An 18,007-nucleotide genomic window follows, 5' to 3' on the forward strand; every position below is an offset into this window, starting at 1 on the left:
GCTCCGGCAAGTCCCCTGCGCGGTCGGCTACTTGACGAACCCCTCCTTCTTCATCCAGTCCAGTGCCACCTGGTGGGGATCCTCCCCGTCGACGTCCACCTTGGCGTTCAGGTCCTGGGCCACCGTGTTGTCCAGCTTCTTCGTTACCGGGTCGATGACCTTCGCGATCGCCGGCCACTTCTTCAGCGCCTTGGAGTTGATCACGGGGGCCGCGTTGTAGTTGGGGAAGAACTTCTTGTCGTCGTCCATCACCGCCAGGTTCATGGACTTGATGCGCCCGTCGGTGGTGAAGACCTCCCCGTAGGTGCAGGCACCCTTCTGGATCTGGGTGTAGATGATCCCGGTGTCCATCTGCGTGATCTGCGACGCCGACACGGACATCCCGTACGCCTTCTCCATGCCGGGCAGTCCGTCCGCCCGGTTGGCGAACTCGCTCTCCACGCAGAGCGTCACGGCCTTGGGGTCGGACTTCGACAGCGCGGCCACCTGCGACAGCGTCCTGGTGCCGTACTTCTTGAAGTTGGCCTGGTTCATGGCCAGCGCGTAGGTGTTGTTCAGCCTCGACGGAGGCAGCCAGGTCACGCCGTTCTTCAGGTCGGCGTCGTGCACGGCCTGCCACTGCGCCTGCGGATCGGTGATGGGCTCGCTGTTGCCCTGGTAGGTGATCCAGGCGGTCCCCGTGTACTCGTACATGGCGTCGGCGTCGCCGTTCCTGACCGCCTCGCGCGAGCCGATGGAGCCCTGGATGCCGGTGCGGTCCAGGACGTCCGCGCCGGCCGCCTCGAAGGCGATGCCCATCATCGCGCCGAGGATGAGGTTCTCGGTGAACGACTTGGACGTCACGGTGAGATCGGCGCCCTTGAGCGGCTCGCCCTGTCCGATCGACCCGGGCGAGACGTCGTCGACCATGGGGGAGCCGCTGGTGAGCCCGCATCCGGCCAGCCCGCAGCCGAGTGCCGCCAGCACCCCGGCGATCACCGGGCGGGAGCGCTTCACGAGTCCACCTCCAACCCCCGCGGCCGCAGCAGCACTTCCGCCAGTGAGGCCAGCCAGTCGACGAGCAGTGCCAGCGAGACGGTGAGGATCGAGCCCAGCACCAGCACCGGCATGCGCTGGTTGGTGATGCCGGTGGTGATCAGCACGCCCAGGCCGCCGCCCCCGCCGAAGGTCGCCAGGGTCGCGGTGCCGACGTTGAGGACGAGGGCCGTCCGTACGCCGGCCAGGATCAGCGGGACGGCCAGCGGCAGCTCGACCTTGCGGAGCACGCCCAGCGCGGACATCCCGATGCCGCGGGCCGCCTCCAGCAGCGTCGGGTCGTTCGACTTCAGGCCCGCGATGGTGTTGGCGAGCACCGGCAGGATCGCGTAGGCGATGATGCCGATCAGGGCGGCCTTCGTGCCCGTGCCCAGCCAGATCACCAGCAGGGCGAGCAGACCGATGGCGGGCGTCGCCTGCCCCATGTTGGCGACGGCCATCGCGAACGGTGTCGCTCTGCGCAGCGAACCCCGGGTCAGCAGGATGCCGAGCGGGATCGCGATGATCAGCACGAAGAAGGTGGAGATCACCGTGAGCTGCACCTGCTGCCACAGCGCCTTCGACACCTGCCCGTTCGACAACGCGTTCTCCGAGATCGGGTCCAGGTCCGCCTGCTGGAACCACAGCCAGGTCGCGAGCAGCAGGGCGACGAGGAAGGTGGGCAGGAAGGTCAGTTTCTGCCAGGTGAGGCGACGGCGGGGCGGCGCGGACGGCGGGGTCCTGGTCTCCTGCCGCCCGTCCTCGGTGTCGCCCCGCGGCCCGGGAGTCCCGTCCGGGCCGGCGCTGTCACCGGCGTTCTCGTGCAGGTCGGGGGTGCTCATGCCTTCGCCTCCCCGCCCGGGCCCTCCTGTTCCGCGTGCGTCTGCGCGGCCCGGGCCTCCTCCAGCTCGTGTTGGGCCTCCAGCGCCTCCAGCCGGTCGGCCTCCAGCAGCTCGTGCACGGAGTTCAGCAGCGTCTCCATGTCGACGACCCCGGTGTACTCGCCCCGCCGCCCGGTGACCGCGACCCGCCCGGTGTTGTCGGTCAGCACCGCCTCCAGCGCGTCCCGCAGGGTGGCGTCCCGGGTCACCGTGTCGCTGACCAGGGTTCCGGCCCGCGCCAGCGAGCCCCTGGCCCGCATCAGGTCCCCGCGGCGCAGCCACTTGTAGGGCCGTCCACGCTGGTCGAGGAGCAGGATCTCGTTCGTGCCGCTGGAGCGGAGCTTGTTGAAGATGGTCTGGAGCGGGTCGTCGACGGTCACCGTCGGGTAGTCGGTGATCTCCACGTCCCGTACCCGGCTCAGGTTGAGCCGCTTCAGCGCCGCCCCCGCCCCCACGAACCCGGACACGAAGTCGTCCGCCGGGTTGGTGAGGATCGCCTCCGGGGTGTCGAACTGGGCGATGTGCGAGCGTTCGCGCAGCACCGCGATCCGGTCGCCCAGCTTGATCGCCTCGTCGAAGTCGTGGGTGACGAACACGATCGTCTTGTGCAGCTCGTGCTGGAGCCGGATCAGCTCGTCCTGGAGGTGGTCGCGGGTGATCGGGTCGACCGCGCCGAACGGCTCGTCCATCAGCAGGACGGGCGGATCCGCCGCCAACGCCCGTGCCACGCCCACTCGTTGCTGCTGCCCGCCGGACAGCTGGCGCGGATAGCGGTTGTGGAACTCGCCGGGGTCCAGCCCGACCAGGTCGAGCATCTCCTCCACCCGGTTCCGGATCCGGGCCTTCGGCCAGCCGATCATCCTCGGCACGAGCGCGATGTTCTGCGCGACCGTCATGTGCGGGAAGAGCCCGGACGACTGGATCGCGTACCCGACCTTGCGGCGCAGCTTCACCGGGTCGATGTCGGTGACGTCCTCGCCGTCGATCCGGATCCGGCCGCCGCTCGGCTCGATCAGCCGGTTGATCATCTTCAGTGTGGTCGACTTCCCGCAGCCCGACGGGCCGACGAAGATGACGGTCTCGCCCGCCTTGATCTCCATGGTGACGTTGTCGACGGCGGGGTTGGGGTTGCCCGGATAGCGCTTGGTGAGGTTCACCAGCTCGATCGTCGCCCCGTGGGCGCCGCCCCCGGACTCGGTCTCAGACACGGATCCCCCTGGGAATCGTCAGCCGTCCGATGAGGACGTACGCGGCGTCGAACAGCAGGGCAAGGACGATGATCCCGAGCGTGCCCGCCAGGACCTGGTTGAGCGCGTTCTTGCTGCCGAGCGAGGCGATGCCACGGAAGATCTCGTTGCCCAGGCCGGGCCCGGAGGCGTACGCGGCGATGGCGGCGATGCCCATCAGCATCTGGGTCGAGACCCGGATCCCGGTCAGGATCGGCGGCCAGGCCAGCGGCAGCTCGACCCGCAGCAGCCGCATCGCCGAGGACATCCCGATGCCCTTGGCCGCGTCCACGAGCGTGGGATCGACGCCGCGCAGCCCCACGATCGCGTTGCGCACCACCGGCAGCAGTCCGTACAGGGTCAGCGCGATCACCGTCGGCGGTACGCCGAGGCCCACGAGCGGGATCAGCAGACCGATCATCGCGAGCGACGGGACGGTGAGGATCGCCGAGGTGCCGAGGGTGGCGAGGTTGCCCGCCCAGCCGCTGCGGTAGGTGACGACCCCGATCACGACGCCGATCACGGTCGCCATGAGCATGCACTGGAAGACGAGGCTGGCCTGCTGGTAGGCGTCGATGAGCAGCTGCTGGTGACGGTTGCCCAGGTACTCCCAGAAACTCACATGCCCTCACCGCCCCATGTCGACCTGACCCGGACCAGCTCCGGGTCAGGTCCGCTGGGTCAGGGCCTGTCCCGGTCGTCCTCGGCCGCCTGCTCCACCAGCGGGATGATCCGCAGCGGAACGGGGTTCTCCATCACGATCGCGGTGGAGGCCCGGACAATGCCATCAAAACCGACGACCAGGTCGATCACCCGCTGGAGATCGGCGTTGGAGCGGGCCACCAGCCGGCACAGCATGTCCCCGCTGCCCGTCGTGGTGTGCAGCTCCAGCACCTCCGGCACGGTCCCCAAGTGGGCCCGTACGTCGGCTCCTTGCCCCTGCCGGATCTGGAGCGTGGCGAACGCCGTGACCGGGTAGCCGAGCGCCGCCGGATCGACCTCGGGGCCGAATCCCCGGATGACTCCATTCGACTGAAGCCGGTCGAGCCGCGCCTGCACCGTCCCCCGGGCAACTCCCAGCCGCCGGGACATCTCCAGCACCCCCAGGCGCGGTTCCCGGGCCAGCAGCACGATGATCCGGCCGTCCAGTCGGTCGATCGCCATACCCGCCCGCCTCCGAGATGGTCACCCTGTACAGAAAGCCGGTCGAAACCGCCGGACCACTGAGCACATTGCCCAGCGATGAAGCGAACTATTGCGCACCTTGCTGCCCGGCGCGAGGCTTCGGCTATGACGCAGACCACACACCACACTCCCGACACCGCCCGGCAGGCCGACCCCTTCCCGGTCAAGGGAATGGACGCGGTCGTCTTCGCCGTGGGCAACGCCAAACAGGCGGCGCACTACTACTCCACCGCCTTCGGCATGAAGCTGGTCGCCTACTCCGGACCGGAGACCGGCAGCCGCGAGACCGCCTCGTACGTGCTCACCAACGGCTCGGCCCGCTTCGTCCTGACCTCCGTCATCAAGGCCGCCACCAGCCAGGGCCACTTCCTCGAGCGGCACGTGGCCGAGCACGGCGACGGCGTCGTCGACCTGGCCATCGAGGTCCCCGACGCGCGGGCCGCGTACGCCTACGCGATCGAGCACGGCGCCCGCTCGGTCGCCGAGCCGTACGAGCTGAAGGACGAGCACGGCACCGTCGTCCTCGCCGCGATCGCCACCTACGGCGAGACCCGCCACACCCTCGTCGACCGCTCCGGCTACGACGGCCCCTACCTCCCCGGCTTCGCCCCCGCCGAGCCGATCGTCGAACCGCCCGCCCACCGCACCTTCCAGGCGATCGACCACTGCGTGGGCAACGTCGAACTCGGCCGGATGAACGAGTGGGTCGGCTTCTACAACAAGGTCATGGGCTTCACGAACATGAAGGAGTTCGTGGGCGACGACATCGCCACCGAGTACAGCGCCCTGATGTCGAAGGTCGTCGCGGACGGCACGCTCAAGGTCAAGTTCCCGATCAACGAGCCCGCCATCGCCAAGAAGAAGTCCCAGATCGACGAGTACCTGGAGTTCTACGGCGGCGCCGGCGTCCAGCACATCGCGCTCAACACCAACGACATCGTGCAGACGGTACGGACGATGCGGGCGGCCGGGGTCCGGTTCCTCGACACCCCCGACTCCTACTACGACACCCTCGGCGAGTGGGTCGGCGACACCCGCGTCCCCGTCGAGACCCTGCGCGAACTGAAGATCCTCGCCGACCGCGACGAGGACGGCTATCTGCTCCAGATCTTCACCAAGCCGGTCCAGGACAAGCCGACCGTCTTCTTCGAGATCATCGAACGGCACGGCTCGATGGGCTTCGGCAAGGGCAACTTCAAGGCCCTGTTCGAGGCGATCGAGCGCGAGCAGGAGAAGCGCGGCAACCTGTAACGACGCTGATCACCCGTGACGCGTCGACCGGGAGGGCGGCGGTGCGGGAGGGCGCGGTGCGGGAGGGCGGCGGTGCGGGAGGGCGCGGTGCGGGAGGGCGGCGGTGCGGCCCCTACTCGGGCAGCTCGGCCGGGGCCGGCTCGGCGCCCAGCCGGGCCACCGCCGCCCGGGCCACCGGCCCGAGCAGCGGCGAGAAGTACGGGTTGATCCGCAAGGCCTCCTGGAGGTGACGCCGGGCCGGCCCCGGCATCTCCAGCGCCCGCTCGATCATGCCCCGGTGGTACATGTACGGCGCGCTGTGCATGGCGCCCCCGTGCACCCGGTCGGTGGTGATCAGGGCGAACTTCAGCGCCTCCTTGTCGTCCCCGGCCCGGTGCAGCGCCCAGCCCAGCGCGTCCGCGACCGCGATCCCCGGCTGCAGCCGCCACTCGGCCCGCAGCCGCCGTACCGCCGAGGCCGGATCCCCGTGGTCGGCCTCGAACCGGCCGAGCACCAGCTCCCCGTCCACCCCGCCCGCCGCGTCCTGCCGCACCCGGTCCCGCAGCAGGTCGTACTGCACGCGCGCCGCCTGCGTGAGCCCCAGCGACTCGTACAGCTCGCCCAGCTCCAGCGCGTAACCCGGCGACGGCTGCTTGGCGAGCGCCACCTGGTACGCGTTCAACGCCTCCGAGGTCCGCCCCAGAGCCGCCAGCGCCCGCCCCTGCCCGGCCTGCGCGGCCCGCTGGTCGGGGTCGATCCTGACCGCCTCCTGGAAGTGCCGCAGGGCGTCCGCCCGCTCACCGCGCTCCCAGGCGAGCTGCCCCGCCCGCTCCAGCCAGGCCGCCTGCTCGGCGGGGGAGGAGGCACCGGCCGCCGCGTCGGCCAGCGCGGCCTGCGCGTCCTCACGCCAGCCCCGGTCCCAGTAGACGCCCGCCGCCCGGGCCCGCACGGCAGGACCGGAGTGCAGCGCCGTCAGCGAGTCGAGGGCCTTGCGGGCCTTCTTGTAGTCGCCGAGCCCGGTGTAGGCGTCGATCAGCTGCGGATACGTCGTCCAGCGCTTCGGCGCCAGCCTGCGCGCGGCCTCGCCGAAGGACAGGGCCGCCCGGAAGTCACGGCGCGCGTTCGCCAGCGCGGCCAGCCCGTCGAGGGCGTCGGCGTTGGCCTTCGGGCGCACCTTCAGCGAGGTACGCAGCGCCCGCTCGGCCTTCGGGTACAGGGCGGCGGCGTCGGCGGTGCGCCGGCCCTGCTCGACGTAGGCCGTGCCCAGCACCGCCCAGGACCGCGCGTCCCGCGGATGCGCCCGCACCCGGCTCTCCCGCTCGTCGATCAGCACCGCCAGATCCGGCAGCGAGGCCGGCACCCCCGCGCGGACCGCCGTGCCCGCCTGCGCCCCCGGAGCCGGCGCGGGCGCCCGACGCACCTCCGGCTCACCGCCGGGCAGGCACAGCAGCACTCCGCCGCCCAGCGCGAGACACCCCACGAGCGAGCCGACGAGCAGCTGCCTGCGCAGCCGGGAAACCTTGCCGGGGGCCGCGGGAGCCGCGTCGCCCGCGGCGGCCTCTTCGGGGGCGGTGCGCTCTTCGGTGGCGCGCTCCGCGTTCTCCATGGCGCTGTTCTCCATGGCGCTCACTGTGCGTCAGTACGACGACCGTATGACGTCAGCCGAAGGGTCGGGCGGACGGGGTTCACACCGATGGCCCCGGGTGCGAACCTGTGATCATGAGCCGTCACCTCGTCGACCGTCTGCTCGTCGGCCTGCCTCCCGAGGCCGTCCTCACCGACCCGGACATCACGGGCTCCTACGCCCACGACATGGCCAGTTTCTGCCCGGCCGGCACCCCCGCCGCGGTGGTGCTGCCGCGCACCGTCGAAGAGGTCCAGCACGTCATGCGCACGGCGACCGAGCTGCGCGTCCCGGTCGTCCCGCAGGGCGCCCGCACCGGACTGTCCGGGGCCGCCAACGCCTCCGAGGGCTGCGTCGTCCTCTCCCTGACGAAGATGGACCGGATCATCGAGATCAACCCGGTCGACCGGATCGCCGTGGTCGAACCGGGCGTCGTCAACGCGGCGCTCTCCCGCGCGGTCGGCGAACACGGCCTCTGCTACCCGCCCGACCCCTCCAGCTGGGAGATGTGCACGATCGGCGGCAACATCGGCACCGCGTCGGGCGGGCTGTGCTGCGTCAAGTACGGGGTGACGGCCGAGTACGTCCTCGGCCTGGACGTCGTGCTCGCCGACGGCCGTCTGATGACGACCGGCCGCCGCACGGCGAAGGGCGTCGCCGGATACGATCTCACCCGCCTGTTCGTGGGCTCGGAGGGCTCGCTGGGCATCGTCGTCCGGGCGGTCCTCGCCCTCAGGCCGCAGCCGCCGCGGCAACTGGTGCTGGCGGCCGAGTTCGCGTCCGGGGCCGCCGCCTGCGACGCGGTGTGCCGGATCATGGCCGGCGGACACGTCCCGTCCCTCCTCGAACTCATGGACCGTACGACGGTCAGAGCCGTCAACGACCTGGCCCACATGGGGCTCCCGGAGACCACCGAGGCCCTGCTGCTGGCAGCCTTCGACACCCCCGACCCGGCCGCCGACCTCGCCGCCGTCGGCGCGCTGTGCGAGGCGGCCGGCGCCACCCAGGTGGTCCCCGCCGACGACTTCGCCGAGTCCGAACTCCTGCTCCAGGCACGGCGGTCGTCGCTCGTCGCCCTGGAGGCCGTCAAGGGCACGACGATGATCGACGACGTGTGCGTGCCCCGGTCCAGGCTCGGCGAGATGCTCGAGGGCGTCGAACGCATCGCGGAGAAGCACCGGCTGACCATCGGGGTCGTCGCCCACGCGGGCGACGGCAACACGCACCCCACGGTCTGCTTCGACGCGGCGGACCCCGACGAGTGCCGACGCGCCCGCGACTCCTTCGACGAGATCATGGGCCTCGGCCTGGAACTCGGCGGCACCATCACCGGCGAGCACGGCGTGGGCGTGCTGAAGAAGGAGTGGCTGGCACGCGAGATCGGCCCGGTGGGCGTGGAGATGCAGCGGGCGGTCAAGGCGGCCTTCGACCCCTTGGGCATCCTCAACCCCGGCAAACTCTTCTGACGCCTCACTCGCCGTCCACGGACTCGTCCGACGGCCACGGGTCGCACAGCCACAGGTCGTCCGCGGGAGTCGGGGCGAGCAGCTCGGCCAGACCGTCGTCGAGGCCGAGCCGCTCGCCCTCGGTCCCCGGCGGCACCACCCGCAGCGTCCGCTCCAGCCAGGCCGACACCTGCGCCGCGGGCGCCTCGAGAAGCGCGTCCCCGTCGGGCGAGCTCAGCGCCATCAGCACGACGCTGCGCCCCTCCACCTTCGTCGGCCACACCCGCACGTCCCCGTGCCCGCACGGCCGGAACACGCCCTCCACGAGCAGTTCACGGGCGAACGTCCAGTCGACCGGGTGCTCGGAGGTGATGTGGAAGGCGACGTGGACGGCGAACGGGTCGTCGCTGCGGTAGCCCAGCCGGGCCGGGACCGGGATGCTGCGCTCCGGCGACAGGATCAGCTTGAGCTCCAGTTCGCGTTCCACCACGGTGTGCTGCATGTCGGTTCCCCTCTCGAGACGGACCTCGCGCGGACCCGCGGTGGGCCCGTACGAGTGGAGAGGGGCCCGGCCCGGAACCATTACGCGGGTTCGGAGAACTTTTTTCGGCGCGTTCCGGCCCCGGGCTTCGGCGGGCGTTCCGAACGTGTGAAGAGCGTGCACGGGGTTGCCCGGAAAGGGGCGGGTCCGACAGGACTGGCAGTGGGGCTTGCGTCGGTCTGATAGATGTGGAGCCCCCCATCCCACCCCCGAGCAGATACGGGACGACGGACATGAGCGCCCCAACCCCGGCACCCGGCGACGACAGGCCCCGCGAGGGGTACTACCCGGACCCGTCCATCCCTGGATACGTCCGGTACTGGAACGGTGCCTCCTGGGTACCGGGCACCAGCCGGCCGGCGCCCTCCGACGGCCGCCCGCTCACGCCCCCGCCCGGCTCGCCGCCGGCCTCCGTGGAGGAGACCGGCCCGCACTTCTTCGACGAGGACCCGGCACCGGCGGACCCGTACGGCGGCCGTCCCGAGCCCGCCTCCGCGTGGGGCGCCGACCGCGCCCACCAGTCCGGCTTCGGCGGCGACCAGGACCGCCGGGTCTCCTGGGGCGCCCCGCAGGGCGCCGACCCGAGGGTGCCCTCGCCCGCCCCTGCGCCGCCCGAGGGCCTGTCCACGAGCACGGACGGCACGTCGACGATCCCGCCCGCGGAACCGGAGGACGGTGCCGGCGCCGGGGACGTGGTCTCCGGGGGCACGTTCGTCTTCCGCCGGCCGACGGCGGGCGGCGGCGCCGCTCCCGCGTCGGGTACGTCCGGCGCCCCGGGGATCGTCCCCGACGAGGGCACGGTCACCTTCCGCGCGCCGGCCCCGCGCACGGGCCACCAGGACGGCGCGTCCGGCGCGCGGCCGACGGGCACGCCCCGCCCGGCGGCCAACGCGCCCGCGTTCCCCGCCGCCGCCCAGGGCCCCGGCCCCGCGCCGGCCCCCGGGACCCCTGGAGCCCCTGGGACGCCTGGGTTCGGCGAGTCCGCCTCAGCCGCGCCGGGCGCTTCCGCGGCCTTCGGCGCGCAGGGTCCGGTCGGGGCGCCGGCCGGCCCCGGCGCGGCCCCCGTCAAGCCCGGCTTCGGGGCCGGTACGGCGGCCGCCGAGCGTGCGACGGCGGGTCAGACCCCGGGCGTCCCGGCCCCGCAGGGCCCGGCGCACGTCGCGGCCGCCGTACCGGCGCCTGCCCCCGCTCCCGCCTCCTCGTCCGCCCCCGCGCCCGCCCCCGCGCCCGTTCCGGCCCCGGCTCCGGTTCCGCAGGGCCCCGCGGGGTTCCCGGCCGCGCCGCCCGGTGCTCAGCCAGGCGCGCAGCCCGGCGCCCCGGCGCCCGCGTCCGCTTCCCTCCCCGGCCCCCAGCAGGGCGCTCCGAGCGTGCCCCAGCAGGCCGGCGGCCCGCAGGCGCAGCCCCCGCAGGGTGCCGTGCCGATGGCCGCAGGGCCCGGCGGCGGGCAGTCCTCGTGGGCGCAGCAGGTGCACCAGCTCGCGGGAGCCGAGGACGGACCCGTCACGCCCTGGAAGCCGCCGGTCGACGACATCTTCCAGGCCGCCGCCCGGCGGGCGTCCGAGGCCCGTCCCGCGGGCCTCGGCAAGCGGCTGGCCGCCCGGCTCGTGGACACGCTCGTCGTCGCGGCCGTCACCGCCGCCGCCGCCGTGCCGCTGGGCGTGAAGGCCCTCGACCATGTGACCGCGAAGGTCGACGCCGCCAAGCTCACCGGAGAGACCGTCACCGTCTGGCTGCTGGACGGCACGACGTCGGTGTACCTCGGGATCGTCCTCGCCGTGCTGCTGGTCTTCGGGATCGTGTACGAGGCCGTGCCGACCGCGAAGTGGGGCCGCACGCTGGGCAAGAAGCTGTTCGGTCTGCAGGTGCGGGACATCGAGGGCGGCGAACCCCCGTCCTTCCGGGCGGCGCTGAGCCGCTGGCTCGTCTACAGCGTGCCCGGTCTGCTCGTCGTCGGTGTGGTGGGCGTCGTATGGGGCCTGTTCGACAAGCCGTGGCGGCAGTGCTGGCACGACAAGGCGGCCCACACGTTCGTCGCCGGCTGACCCGCACCCCCGCACCCCGCACCCCGTACGCCCGTACCCCGCGCCTCCGTACTCCGGCGCCCCGTCCCCCGGACGGCCGCTCGCCGGATGCGGAGTCCGCGGGTTCGCGATCGACTCGGGGGCATGACCACCGAACCGCCCCCCGGCTCCGGCGGCGGCGAGCCGCCGGAGGACGACCCGTTCAGGAAGCGGCCCCCGCGGCAGGAGCCCCCGCAGCCCCCGTACGGTCAGGGCCCGCCCCCGCCCGGGGCGGGGCAGGGCTCGCCGTACGACGCCTCGCACGATCCTTACGGCAGTGGGCCGGGCGGGCCGCCTCCCTACGGCGGAGGCCCGTACGGCGGCGGCCCGTACGGCGGTGGTCCGCAGGGCGGCGACCACGGCGGCTACCCGGCCGACCCGCTCTCCGGGATGCCCCCGCTCGCCGACAGCGGCAAGCGCACGCTGGCCCGGATCATCGACATGATCCTCGTCTTCATCGTGGTGAGCCTGCTGGCCTGGGCCTTCGGGGTCGCGCAGTACACGGTGGATGCGGACGACATCGAGTTCGGCAAGACCTTCGGGCGGGAACTCCTCGCCGCGATCCTGTACGTCGCGTACGACACGATCCTGACCGCCAAGTCGGGCCAGACGCTGGGCAAGAAGTGGCTCGGCATGCGGGTGGCCAACCTCGACAACGGCTCCACGCCCTCCGCGCAGACCTCGCTGATCCGCGCCCTGGTGCTGTGGGTGCCGTTCGCGTTCTGCTGCGCCTGTGTGTGGACGGCGATCTGCGGCGGCTGGAGCTTCTTCGACAAGCCCTACAAGCAGGGTCTGCACGACAAGGCGGCCAAGACGGTGGTGGTCAGCACGCGGTGAGCCGACCGCGCCCGCGGAACGGACGCAGGGCCCGCACCTCGTGGTGCGGGCCCTGCGTCATGCGCACGTGGGTCAGGGGGCCGTGGGCTCCCGGACGGGCTCGGATGCGGCGGAGACCGAGGCCCGGACCGACGCGTGCACGGGGGCGCGCGCGGGCACGGTGACGGGCTCGGGCCGGCTCGCGGGCACGCTCGCCGTGGAGCGGGCCGCGGGTCGGATCACGGAACGGGTCGTGGAGCGGGCCACGGGGGCCCTGGACGGCTTCGGCACCGGCACCGTCATGGCGACGAACACGCCGAGCGCGACCGCGGCGACGACGACGACCGCGATGCCGGGGCCCGAACTCGTCTGTGACAGCAGCAGCATGGCGAGCGTCGAGCAGATGACGGTGCAGGAACCGTACGTGAGCTGTGCGACAGTCGGACGAGGCATGGCAATCGGTGTCCTCGGAAGCGGGGGCGGTCTCGACTCTAATCGCCTGCATGCCCGAGCGGGACGAGCGGTAAGCGTGACCTAACCCACGGTGCCGGTGCACAGGGGGCGCACGGAGTCATGACGTCCATCAAGTGGACTGTCCCGCGCGCCTGTCGAGGCCTCCGTCACGTTACAGTCGCATGTCCGCAATGCGAACACCCACTCCCAATAATGCAGTTGACTTGTCCAAGTCAAGGTCTGTCTTTTCTCGTAAACCAGTAGTCAAATGGCGTCACTTGACTACACGCGTATAACAGCGCGCGGACCTTCCTTGACAGGGATCCCCCCTTTCCGCGCGTCCGGACGCGTGCGTGGGAGGACATCAAGTGACCAGTAGATCCTGGACGTTCAGGACGGCCGCCACGGTCGTCGCCCTTGCGGCGGCCTCGGCGACGTTCTCGACGTTCGCCGTGGCACAGGCCGCCGACAACACCTCGGCGAAGGCCCCGGCGGTGGACCGGCAGGACCCGCAGCCGGCCAAGGCCAAGGAGCACGACTTCGACGGCCCGCTCAGCAAGACCCAGGAGGCGCAGCGCGAGGAGGCCCTGAAGCAGGTCATATCCGGCGAGGCGTCGGTGAAGGACCGGGACGGCTCGAAGGTCGTCCAGCTCAAGAGCCGCAAGGGCGACAGCAAGTACGTCGAGCTCGGCCGCGAGAAGACCGACAAGATCTTCACGATCCTCGTCGAGTTCGGCGACCAGGTCGACAGCCGCTACGGCGGCACGGCCGGCCCGCTGCACAACCAGATAGCCGCGCCGGACCGCGCCAAGGACAACTCCACCGCCTGGCAGGCGGACTACAACCAGAAGCACTTCCAGGAGCTGTACTTCGGCACCGGCAAGAACACCGAGTCGCTCAAGAAGTACTACGAGAAGCAGTCCTCGGGCCGCTACTCGGTCGACGGCGAGGTGACCGACTGGGTCAAGGTCCCCTACAACGAGGCCCGGTACGGCTCCAACGACGCCTCCACCGGCGCCTGGTACGCGGTCCAGGACGGCGTCAACGCCTGGGTCGCCGAGCGTGAGGCGGCCGGCGCCACCGCCGCCGAGATCAAGGCGGAGCTGGCCGAGTTCGACCAGTGGGACCGCTACGACTACGACGGCGACGGCGACTTCAACGAGTCCGACGGCTACATCGACCACTTCCAGATCGTGCACGCCGGTGAGGACGAGTCCGCGGGCGGCGGCGCCCAGGGCGAGGACGCCATCTGGGCGCACCGCTGGTACGCCTTCGGCACCGACGCCGGCTCCACCGGCCCGGACACCAACAAGCTCGGCGGCGCCCAGGTCGGCGACACCGGCATCTGGGTCGGCGACTACACCATCCAGCCGGAGAACGGCGGACTCGGCGTCTACGCGCACGAGTACGGCCACGACCTCGGTCTGCCGGACGAGTACGACACCTCCGGCGGCGGCGAGAACTCCACCGGCTTCTGGACCCTGATGTCCTCCGGTTCCTGGCTCGGCACCGGCAAGGAGGCCATCGGCGACCTTCCCGGCGACATGAACGCCTGGGACAAGCTCCAGCTGGGCTGGCTGGACTACGACGTGGCCGCGGCGGGCAAGAAGTCCACCCACACGCTCGGCGTCGCGGAGTACAACACCAAGAACGCCCAGGCCCTCGTGGTCCAGTTGCCGGAGAAGGAGGTCACCACCGAGGTGGTCGCCCCGGCCCAGGGCGCCACGCAGTGGTGGAGCGGCAGCGGCGACGACCTGCGCAACACCCTGACCCGCGCGGTCGACCTGACCGGCAGGACGTCGGCCTCGCTGTCCCTGGACGGCTGGTGGGACATCGAGCAGGACTACGACTACCTGTACACCGAGGTCTCCACCGACGGCGCCAACTGGACGCCGGTCGACGGCACCCTGGCCGACGGCTCCGCGATCCCGCGCGACGGCAGCGGCAAGCCCGCCCTCACCGGCACGGTCGACGCCTACCAGAAGCTGACCTTCCCGCTGAACGCCTACGCGGGCCAGAAGATCAGCGTCCGCTTCCGGTACGCCACCGACGGCGGCGTGGCCCAGAAGGGCTTCGCGGCCGACGAGATCACGGTGACGGCGGACGGCGCCACGCTGTTCTCCGACAACGCGGAGAGCGCGGACGCGGCGTGGACGGCGACCGGCTTCTCCCGGATCGGCGCGTCCATCACGGACGACTACGCCCAGTACTACATCGCCGAGAACCGCCAGTACGTGTCGTACGACAAGACCCTCAAGGTCGGCCCGTACAACTTCGGCTTCTCGACGACCCGGCCCGACTGGGTGGAGCACTACGCCTACCAGAACGGCCTGCTGATCTGGAAGTGGGACACCTCGCAGGCGGACGACAACACCAGCCAGCACCCGGGTGAGGGCCTGATCCTTCCGGTCGACTCGCACCCGACCGCGCTGAAGTGGGCCGACGGCTCCGCGATGAACGCTCGTCTGCAGAGCTTCGACTCGCCCTTCAGCCAGTACCGGACGGACGCGATCACGCTGCACAAGGCGGACGTCGCGGTCAAGATCAAGTCGCGTCCGGGTGTGCCGGTCTTCGACGACGGCAAGTCCACGTACTACGACGCGACGACCCCGCTCGCGGGCGTCAAGGTCACTGACACCAACACCTCGATCAAGATCGTCAGTGAGCCGCTCAGCGGTTCGACGATCAAGGTGAAGGTCGGTCCGTCGACCAAGTAGTCGACGTTCTAGCAGGTCAGACGCGTATCGGCGGCAACCCCTCTGGCGGGTTGCCGTCGATCGTGTTTAGGTGCCTCCTGTGCCCTTCTTATTGACACCTGCATCGACACAGACATCGACAGCGACCTCGGCGCCGGCCCCGGCGACGACCTCGATACCGACGCGCACGGGGGTGTGACCGCATGGCCGCAGGAGGCTTCTGCAAGCTGCCCGACGGCATGGTGGTGGTGGCGTTGAACCTGCCCAGCCCCACCGCCCGAGAGGGCCTCCCGGGCCCCTCCACGGACGTCCGCGTGCTGGTCCACGCCCAGAACCGGGCCCGAGCCCTGACCAGGCTCCGCAACCTGGGCCTGCGGGCCGTCTACCTGCGCGGCAACGCGGCGCCGCCCACCCCGGACGAGGTCACGGCGGTGCTCCACCACCCGGACGGCCTGATCTGGCGCACGGCCCCAGGCATCGGTGTCCCGCTCGGCGTCGTGGCCGTGCCGGAGCTGTGGCGCCCCATCCGCTCGCTGCTGCGGGGCACGGCGGCGGCGTAGGCGCGGGGGAGACACCGGAGGGCCACCGCAACGCGGTGCGCGCCTCAGTACGCCTCGACCACCCGTACGTCCTCCTCCGTGACCACCGCGTCCACGATGCGGAACGAGCGGAACTGGAACTCGCCCCCGCCGTCCGTGTCCGCCGTCGACACCAGCACGTAGTGCGCGCCCGGCTCGTTGGCGTACGAGATGTCCGTGCGGGACGGGTACGCCTCCGTGGCCGTGTGCGAGTGGTAGATGATCACCGGATCCTCGTCGCGGTCGTCCAGCTCGCGGTAGAGCTTGAACAGGTCGCCCGAGTCGAACTCGTAGAACGTGGGCGACATGGCCGCGTTCAGCATCGGGATGAAACGTTCCGGGCGGTCCGTGCCCGCCGGACCCGCGACCACGCCGCACGCCTCGTCGGGGTGGTCCTTGCGCGCGTGGGCGACGATCTGGTCGTACAGGGCCTGGGTGATGGTCAGCATGGTCGCCAGGATAAGCAAAGGGGCCGTCCCGTACCGAGGAGTGGTACGGAACGGCCCACATCGCGGACGTCCTGAGCGGCTGCCGCAGGGAGCGCCACGAGTGCTCCCTGCGGCCGGACGTCCCGGGGATGGTCGACGGGTCGGTCAGCCGACCTTCTCGAACTCCGGCTCGCGCCGTTCGGTGATCTCCGGGTTGCGGCCCTTCAGGACCGCCCAGCCGATGCCGAGCGCGACCGCCCAGCCCGCCATCACGTACAGGCAGATCCGGGAGTCCGCGTCGTACGCGATCAGGCCGGTGACGAAGAGCAGGAAGACGATGGCCACCCAGCTGAACGCCGAGCCGCCCGGGGCCGGGAAGGACGAGGCGGGCAGCCGGCCCGCGACGACCGCGCGGCGGTACAGGACGTGGCTGATCAGGATCATCAGCCAGGTCCAGATGCCGGCCGCGGTGGCCACCGAGGTGACGTAGCCGAAGGCCTTCTCGGGGACGACGTAGTTCAGGATCACGCCGATGCCCATGAACAGCACCGAGACCGTGATGCCGAAGGCGGGGGTCTTCGTCGACGACAGCTTGCGGAAGACCGCGGGAGCCTCGCCGCTGTCGGCCAGGTTCCGCAGCATCCGGCCCGTGGAGTACATGCCCGAGTTGCAGGAGGACAGGGCCGCCGTCAGCACGACGAAGTTCACGATGCCGGCGCCCGCAGGGATGCCGATCTTCGCGAACGCCTCGACGAACGGGCTCACGCCCGGCGCGAACTCCGTCCACTTCACGACGCAGAGGATGACCGTGAGCGCGCCGACGTAGAACAGCGCGATCCGCCACGGCAGGGTGTTGATCGCCTTCGGGAGGGTCTTCTCCGGGTCCTGCGACTCGCCGGCCGTGACGCCGACCAGCTCGACCGCGAGGTAGGCGAACATGACGCCCTGCAGGGTCATCAGGGACGAGCCGACGCCCTTGGGGAAGAAGCCGTCGAAGGCCCACAGGTTGGAGACCGCGGCCGTGTCGCCGGCGCTGCTGAAGCCGAAGGTGAGGACACCCAGGCCGATGACGATCATGCCGATCAGCGCGGTGACCTTCACCATCGAGAACCAGAACTCCAGCTCACCGAAGAGCTTCACGGAGATCAGGTTGACCCCGAACAGGATCACCAGGAAGACCAGCGCGGTCACCCACTGGGGGACGGCCGGGAACCAGTAGTTGACGTAGATCGCGGCGGCCGTCAGCTCGGCCATGCCGGTGACGACCCACATCAGCCAGTACGTCCAGCCGGTGAAGTAGCCGAAGAACGGGCCGAGGAACTCGCGCGAGTACTCCGCGAAGGAGCCCGAGACCGGGCGGTAGAGCAGCAGCTCGCCCAGCGCCCGCATGATGAAGAAGATGATCCCGCCCGCGAGGGCGTACATCAGGATGAGGCTGGGGCCGGCCTTGGCGATGTTCGCCCCGGCGCCCAGGAAGAGCCCGACGCCGATGGCGCCGCCGATCGCGATCATCTGGACCTGGCGGCTGCCGAGTCCGCGTTCGTATCCCTCTTCGGGAGTGTCAGTGACAGCGGTGTCAGTGACCTTCTCAGAGGTCATGTGTGGTGCGCCTTTCTCCATGCCGAACCGGGCCTCTCGTCGGCCTCGGATCGGGTTTCGATCCCCCCGGATTGATGGAGCGATGCCTGGCCGGCGATCAACCGGCTCGGTGGCGCACCCGGCCGAACATACGGGTGGTGTTCGCCGGGCGGTCGTGAAGATTTATCACGCCCGCAATATTGATCACCCGGGTGGGCTGTGGCGCACGACACAAGAAGAAGCGGATGAACG

Annotated in this window: 16 protein-coding genes; 6 read left to right on the plus strand and 10 right to left on the minus strand. The window is 71.1% G+C overall.

What is annotated here, in order from left to right:
- Positions 1-27: 27 nt before the first annotated feature.
- The 5 genes from ACFVYS_RS00445 to ACFVYS_RS00465 all read right to left on the minus strand — a co-directional run bounded on the left by ACFVYS_RS00445 (position 28) and on the right by ACFVYS_RS00465 (position 4,285).
- On the minus strand, positions 28-909 hold the full coding sequence (locus ACFVYS_RS00445) for a glycine betaine ABC transporter substrate-binding protein (RefSeq protein ID WP_389498003.1): 882 nt from the start codon (positions 907-909) through the stop codon (positions 28-30).
- Between the two features lie 83 nt (positions 910-992).
- A complete protein-coding gene (locus ACFVYS_RS00450; protein WP_389497409.1) occupies positions 993-1,856 on the minus strand; it encodes an ABC transporter permease in 864 nt (287 codons plus the stop codon).
- Positions 1,853-3,103 (minus strand): betaine/proline/choline family ABC transporter ATP-binding protein, encoded by a 1,251-nt coding sequence (locus ACFVYS_RS00455; protein WP_389497411.1) that lies wholly within the window; start codon positions 3,101-3,103, stop codon positions 1,853-1,855. Before ACFVYS_RS00455 ends, ACFVYS_RS00450 begins: the two co-directional genes overlap by 4 nt.
- Positions 3,096-3,743, minus strand: a complete 648-nt coding sequence (locus ACFVYS_RS00460) for an ABC transporter permease (protein WP_389497412.1) — start codon at positions 3,741-3,743, stop codon at positions 3,096-3,098. The genes ACFVYS_RS00455 and ACFVYS_RS00460 overlap by 8 nt, the downstream gene beginning before the upstream one ends.
- A gap of 59 nt (positions 3,744-3,802) precedes the next feature.
- Complete coding sequence (locus ACFVYS_RS00465; protein ID WP_142264559.1) at positions 3,803-4,285, minus strand: Lrp/AsnC family transcriptional regulator; 483 nt, start codon at positions 4,283-4,285, stop codon at positions 3,803-3,805.
- A gap of 126 nt (positions 4,286-4,411) precedes the next feature.
- On the opposite strand from ACFVYS_RS00465, the gene hppD reads away from it, so the two are divergent.
- Complete coding sequence (hppD, locus tag ACFVYS_RS00470) at positions 4,412-5,557, plus strand: 4-hydroxyphenylpyruvate dioxygenase (RefSeq protein WP_389497414.1); 1,146 nt, start codon at positions 4,412-4,414, stop codon at positions 5,555-5,557.
- A 112-nt stretch (positions 5,558-5,669) separates the two neighbouring features.
- Here hppD and ACFVYS_RS00475 read toward each other — a convergent pair whose 3' ends face one another.
- Complete coding sequence (locus ACFVYS_RS00475) at positions 5,670-7,157, minus strand: tetratricopeptide repeat protein (RefSeq protein ID WP_389497416.1); 1,488 nt, start codon at positions 7,155-7,157, stop codon at positions 5,670-5,672.
- Positions 7,158-7,255: 98 nt separating this feature from the next.
- Between ACFVYS_RS00475 and ACFVYS_RS00480 the strand changes: the two genes are divergently transcribed.
- Entirely contained in the window at positions 7,256-8,626 is a 1,371-nt protein-coding gene (locus ACFVYS_RS00480; protein WP_389497418.1) for an FAD-binding oxidoreductase, read from the plus strand.
- A gap of 4 nt (positions 8,627-8,630) precedes the next feature.
- Here the strand turns inward: ACFVYS_RS00480 and ACFVYS_RS00485 are convergent, their stop codons facing one another.
- Complete coding sequence (locus ACFVYS_RS00485) at positions 8,631-9,107, minus strand: SsgA family sporulation/cell division regulator (RefSeq protein WP_389497420.1); 477 nt, start codon at positions 9,105-9,107, stop codon at positions 8,631-8,633.
- Positions 9,108-9,379: 272 nt separating this feature from the next.
- On the opposite strand from ACFVYS_RS00485, the gene ACFVYS_RS00490 reads away from it, so the two are divergent.
- Both ACFVYS_RS00490 and ACFVYS_RS00495 read left to right on the plus strand, forming a co-directional pair.
- Positions 9,380-11,188 (plus strand): RDD family protein, encoded by a 1,809-nt coding sequence (locus ACFVYS_RS00490; protein ID WP_389497422.1) that lies wholly within the window; start codon positions 9,380-9,382, stop codon positions 11,186-11,188.
- Positions 11,189-11,311: 123 nt separating this feature from the next.
- Entirely contained in the window at positions 11,312-12,043 is a 732-nt protein-coding gene (locus ACFVYS_RS00495; protein ID WP_389497424.1) for an RDD family protein, read from the plus strand.
- Between the two features lie 72 nt (positions 12,044-12,115).
- Here the strand turns inward: ACFVYS_RS00495 and ACFVYS_RS00500 are convergent, their stop codons facing one another.
- Entirely contained in the window at positions 12,116-12,475 is a 360-nt protein-coding gene (locus ACFVYS_RS00500; RefSeq protein ID WP_389497426.1) for a hypothetical protein, read from the minus strand.
- Positions 12,476-12,843: 368 nt separating this feature from the next.
- Between ACFVYS_RS00500 and ACFVYS_RS00505 the strand changes: the two genes are divergently transcribed.
- Positions 12,844-15,192: an immune inhibitor A domain-containing protein gene (locus tag ACFVYS_RS00505; RefSeq protein WP_389497428.1), complete on the plus strand. Its 2,349-nt coding sequence runs from the start codon at positions 12,844-12,846 to the stop codon at positions 15,190-15,192.
- A 182-nt stretch (positions 15,193-15,374) separates the two neighbouring features.
- On the plus strand, positions 15,375-15,731 hold the full coding sequence (locus ACFVYS_RS00510) for a hypothetical protein (protein WP_389497430.1): 357 nt from the start codon (positions 15,375-15,377) through the stop codon (positions 15,729-15,731).
- Positions 15,732-15,775: 44 nt separating this feature from the next.
- Here the strand turns inward: ACFVYS_RS00510 and ACFVYS_RS00515 are convergent, their stop codons facing one another.
- Complete coding sequence (locus tag ACFVYS_RS00515; RefSeq protein WP_389497432.1) at positions 15,776-16,198, minus strand: Mov34/MPN/PAD-1 family protein; 423 nt, start codon at positions 16,196-16,198, stop codon at positions 15,776-15,778.
- A gap of 144 nt (positions 16,199-16,342) precedes the next feature.
- Positions 16,343-17,776: an amino acid permease gene (locus tag ACFVYS_RS00520; protein ID WP_389497434.1), complete on the minus strand. Its 1,434-nt coding sequence runs from the start codon at positions 17,774-17,776 to the stop codon at positions 16,343-16,345.
- Positions 17,777-18,007 lie beyond the last annotated feature (231 nt).

It is taken from the genome of Streptomyces sp. NPDC058295, assembly GCF_042880655.1.
Lineage (GTDB): Bacteria > Actinomycetota > Actinomycetes > Streptomycetales > Streptomycetaceae > Streptomyces > Streptomyces coriariae.

Bases quoted from the DNA above. Each gene is read 5' to 3' on its own strand.
- ACFVYS_RS00445 (WP_389498003.1), bottom strand. From the start codon at position 909: ATGGTCGACGACGTCTCGCCCGGGTCGATCGGACAGGGCGAGCCGCTC.
- ACFVYS_RS00450 (WP_389497409.1), bottom strand. From the start codon at position 1,856: ATGAGCACCCCCGACCTGCACGAGAACGCCGGTGACAGCGCCGGCCCG.
- ACFVYS_RS00465 (WP_142264559.1), bottom strand. From the start codon at position 4,285: ATGGCGATCGACCGACTGGACGGCCGGATCATCGTGCTGCTGGCCCGG.
- hppD (WP_389497414.1), top strand. From the start codon at position 4,412: ATGACGCAGACCACACACCACACTCCCGACACCGCCCGGCAGGCCGAC.
- ACFVYS_RS00475 (WP_389497416.1), bottom strand. From the start codon at position 7,157: ATGGAGAACAGCGCCATGGAGAACGCGGAGCGCGCCACCGAAGAGCGC.
- ACFVYS_RS00480 (WP_389497418.1), top strand. From the start codon at position 7,256: ATGAGCCGTCACCTCGTCGACCGTCTGCTCGTCGGCCTGCCTCCCGAG.
- ACFVYS_RS00485 (WP_389497420.1), bottom strand. From the start codon at position 9,107: ATGCAGCACACCGTGGTGGAACGCGAACTGGAGCTCAAGCTGATCCTG.
- ACFVYS_RS00490 (WP_389497422.1), top strand. From the start codon at position 9,380: ATGAGCGCCCCAACCCCGGCACCCGGCGACGACAGGCCCCGCGAGGGG.
- ACFVYS_RS00495 (WP_389497424.1), top strand. From the start codon at position 11,312: ATGACCACCGAACCGCCCCCCGGCTCCGGCGGCGGCGAGCCGCCGGAG.
- ACFVYS_RS00500 (WP_389497426.1), bottom strand. From the start codon at position 12,475: ATGCCTCGTCCGACTGTCGCACAGCTCACGTACGGTTCCTGCACCGTC.
- ACFVYS_RS00510 (WP_389497430.1), top strand. From the start codon at position 15,375: ATGGCCGCAGGAGGCTTCTGCAAGCTGCCCGACGGCATGGTGGTGGTG.
- ACFVYS_RS00515 (WP_389497432.1), bottom strand. From the start codon at position 16,198: ATGCTGACCATCACCCAGGCCCTGTACGACCAGATCGTCGCCCACGCG.
- ACFVYS_RS00520 (WP_389497434.1), bottom strand. From the start codon at position 17,776: ATGACCTCTGAGAAGGTCACTGACACCGCTGTCACTGACACTCCCGAA.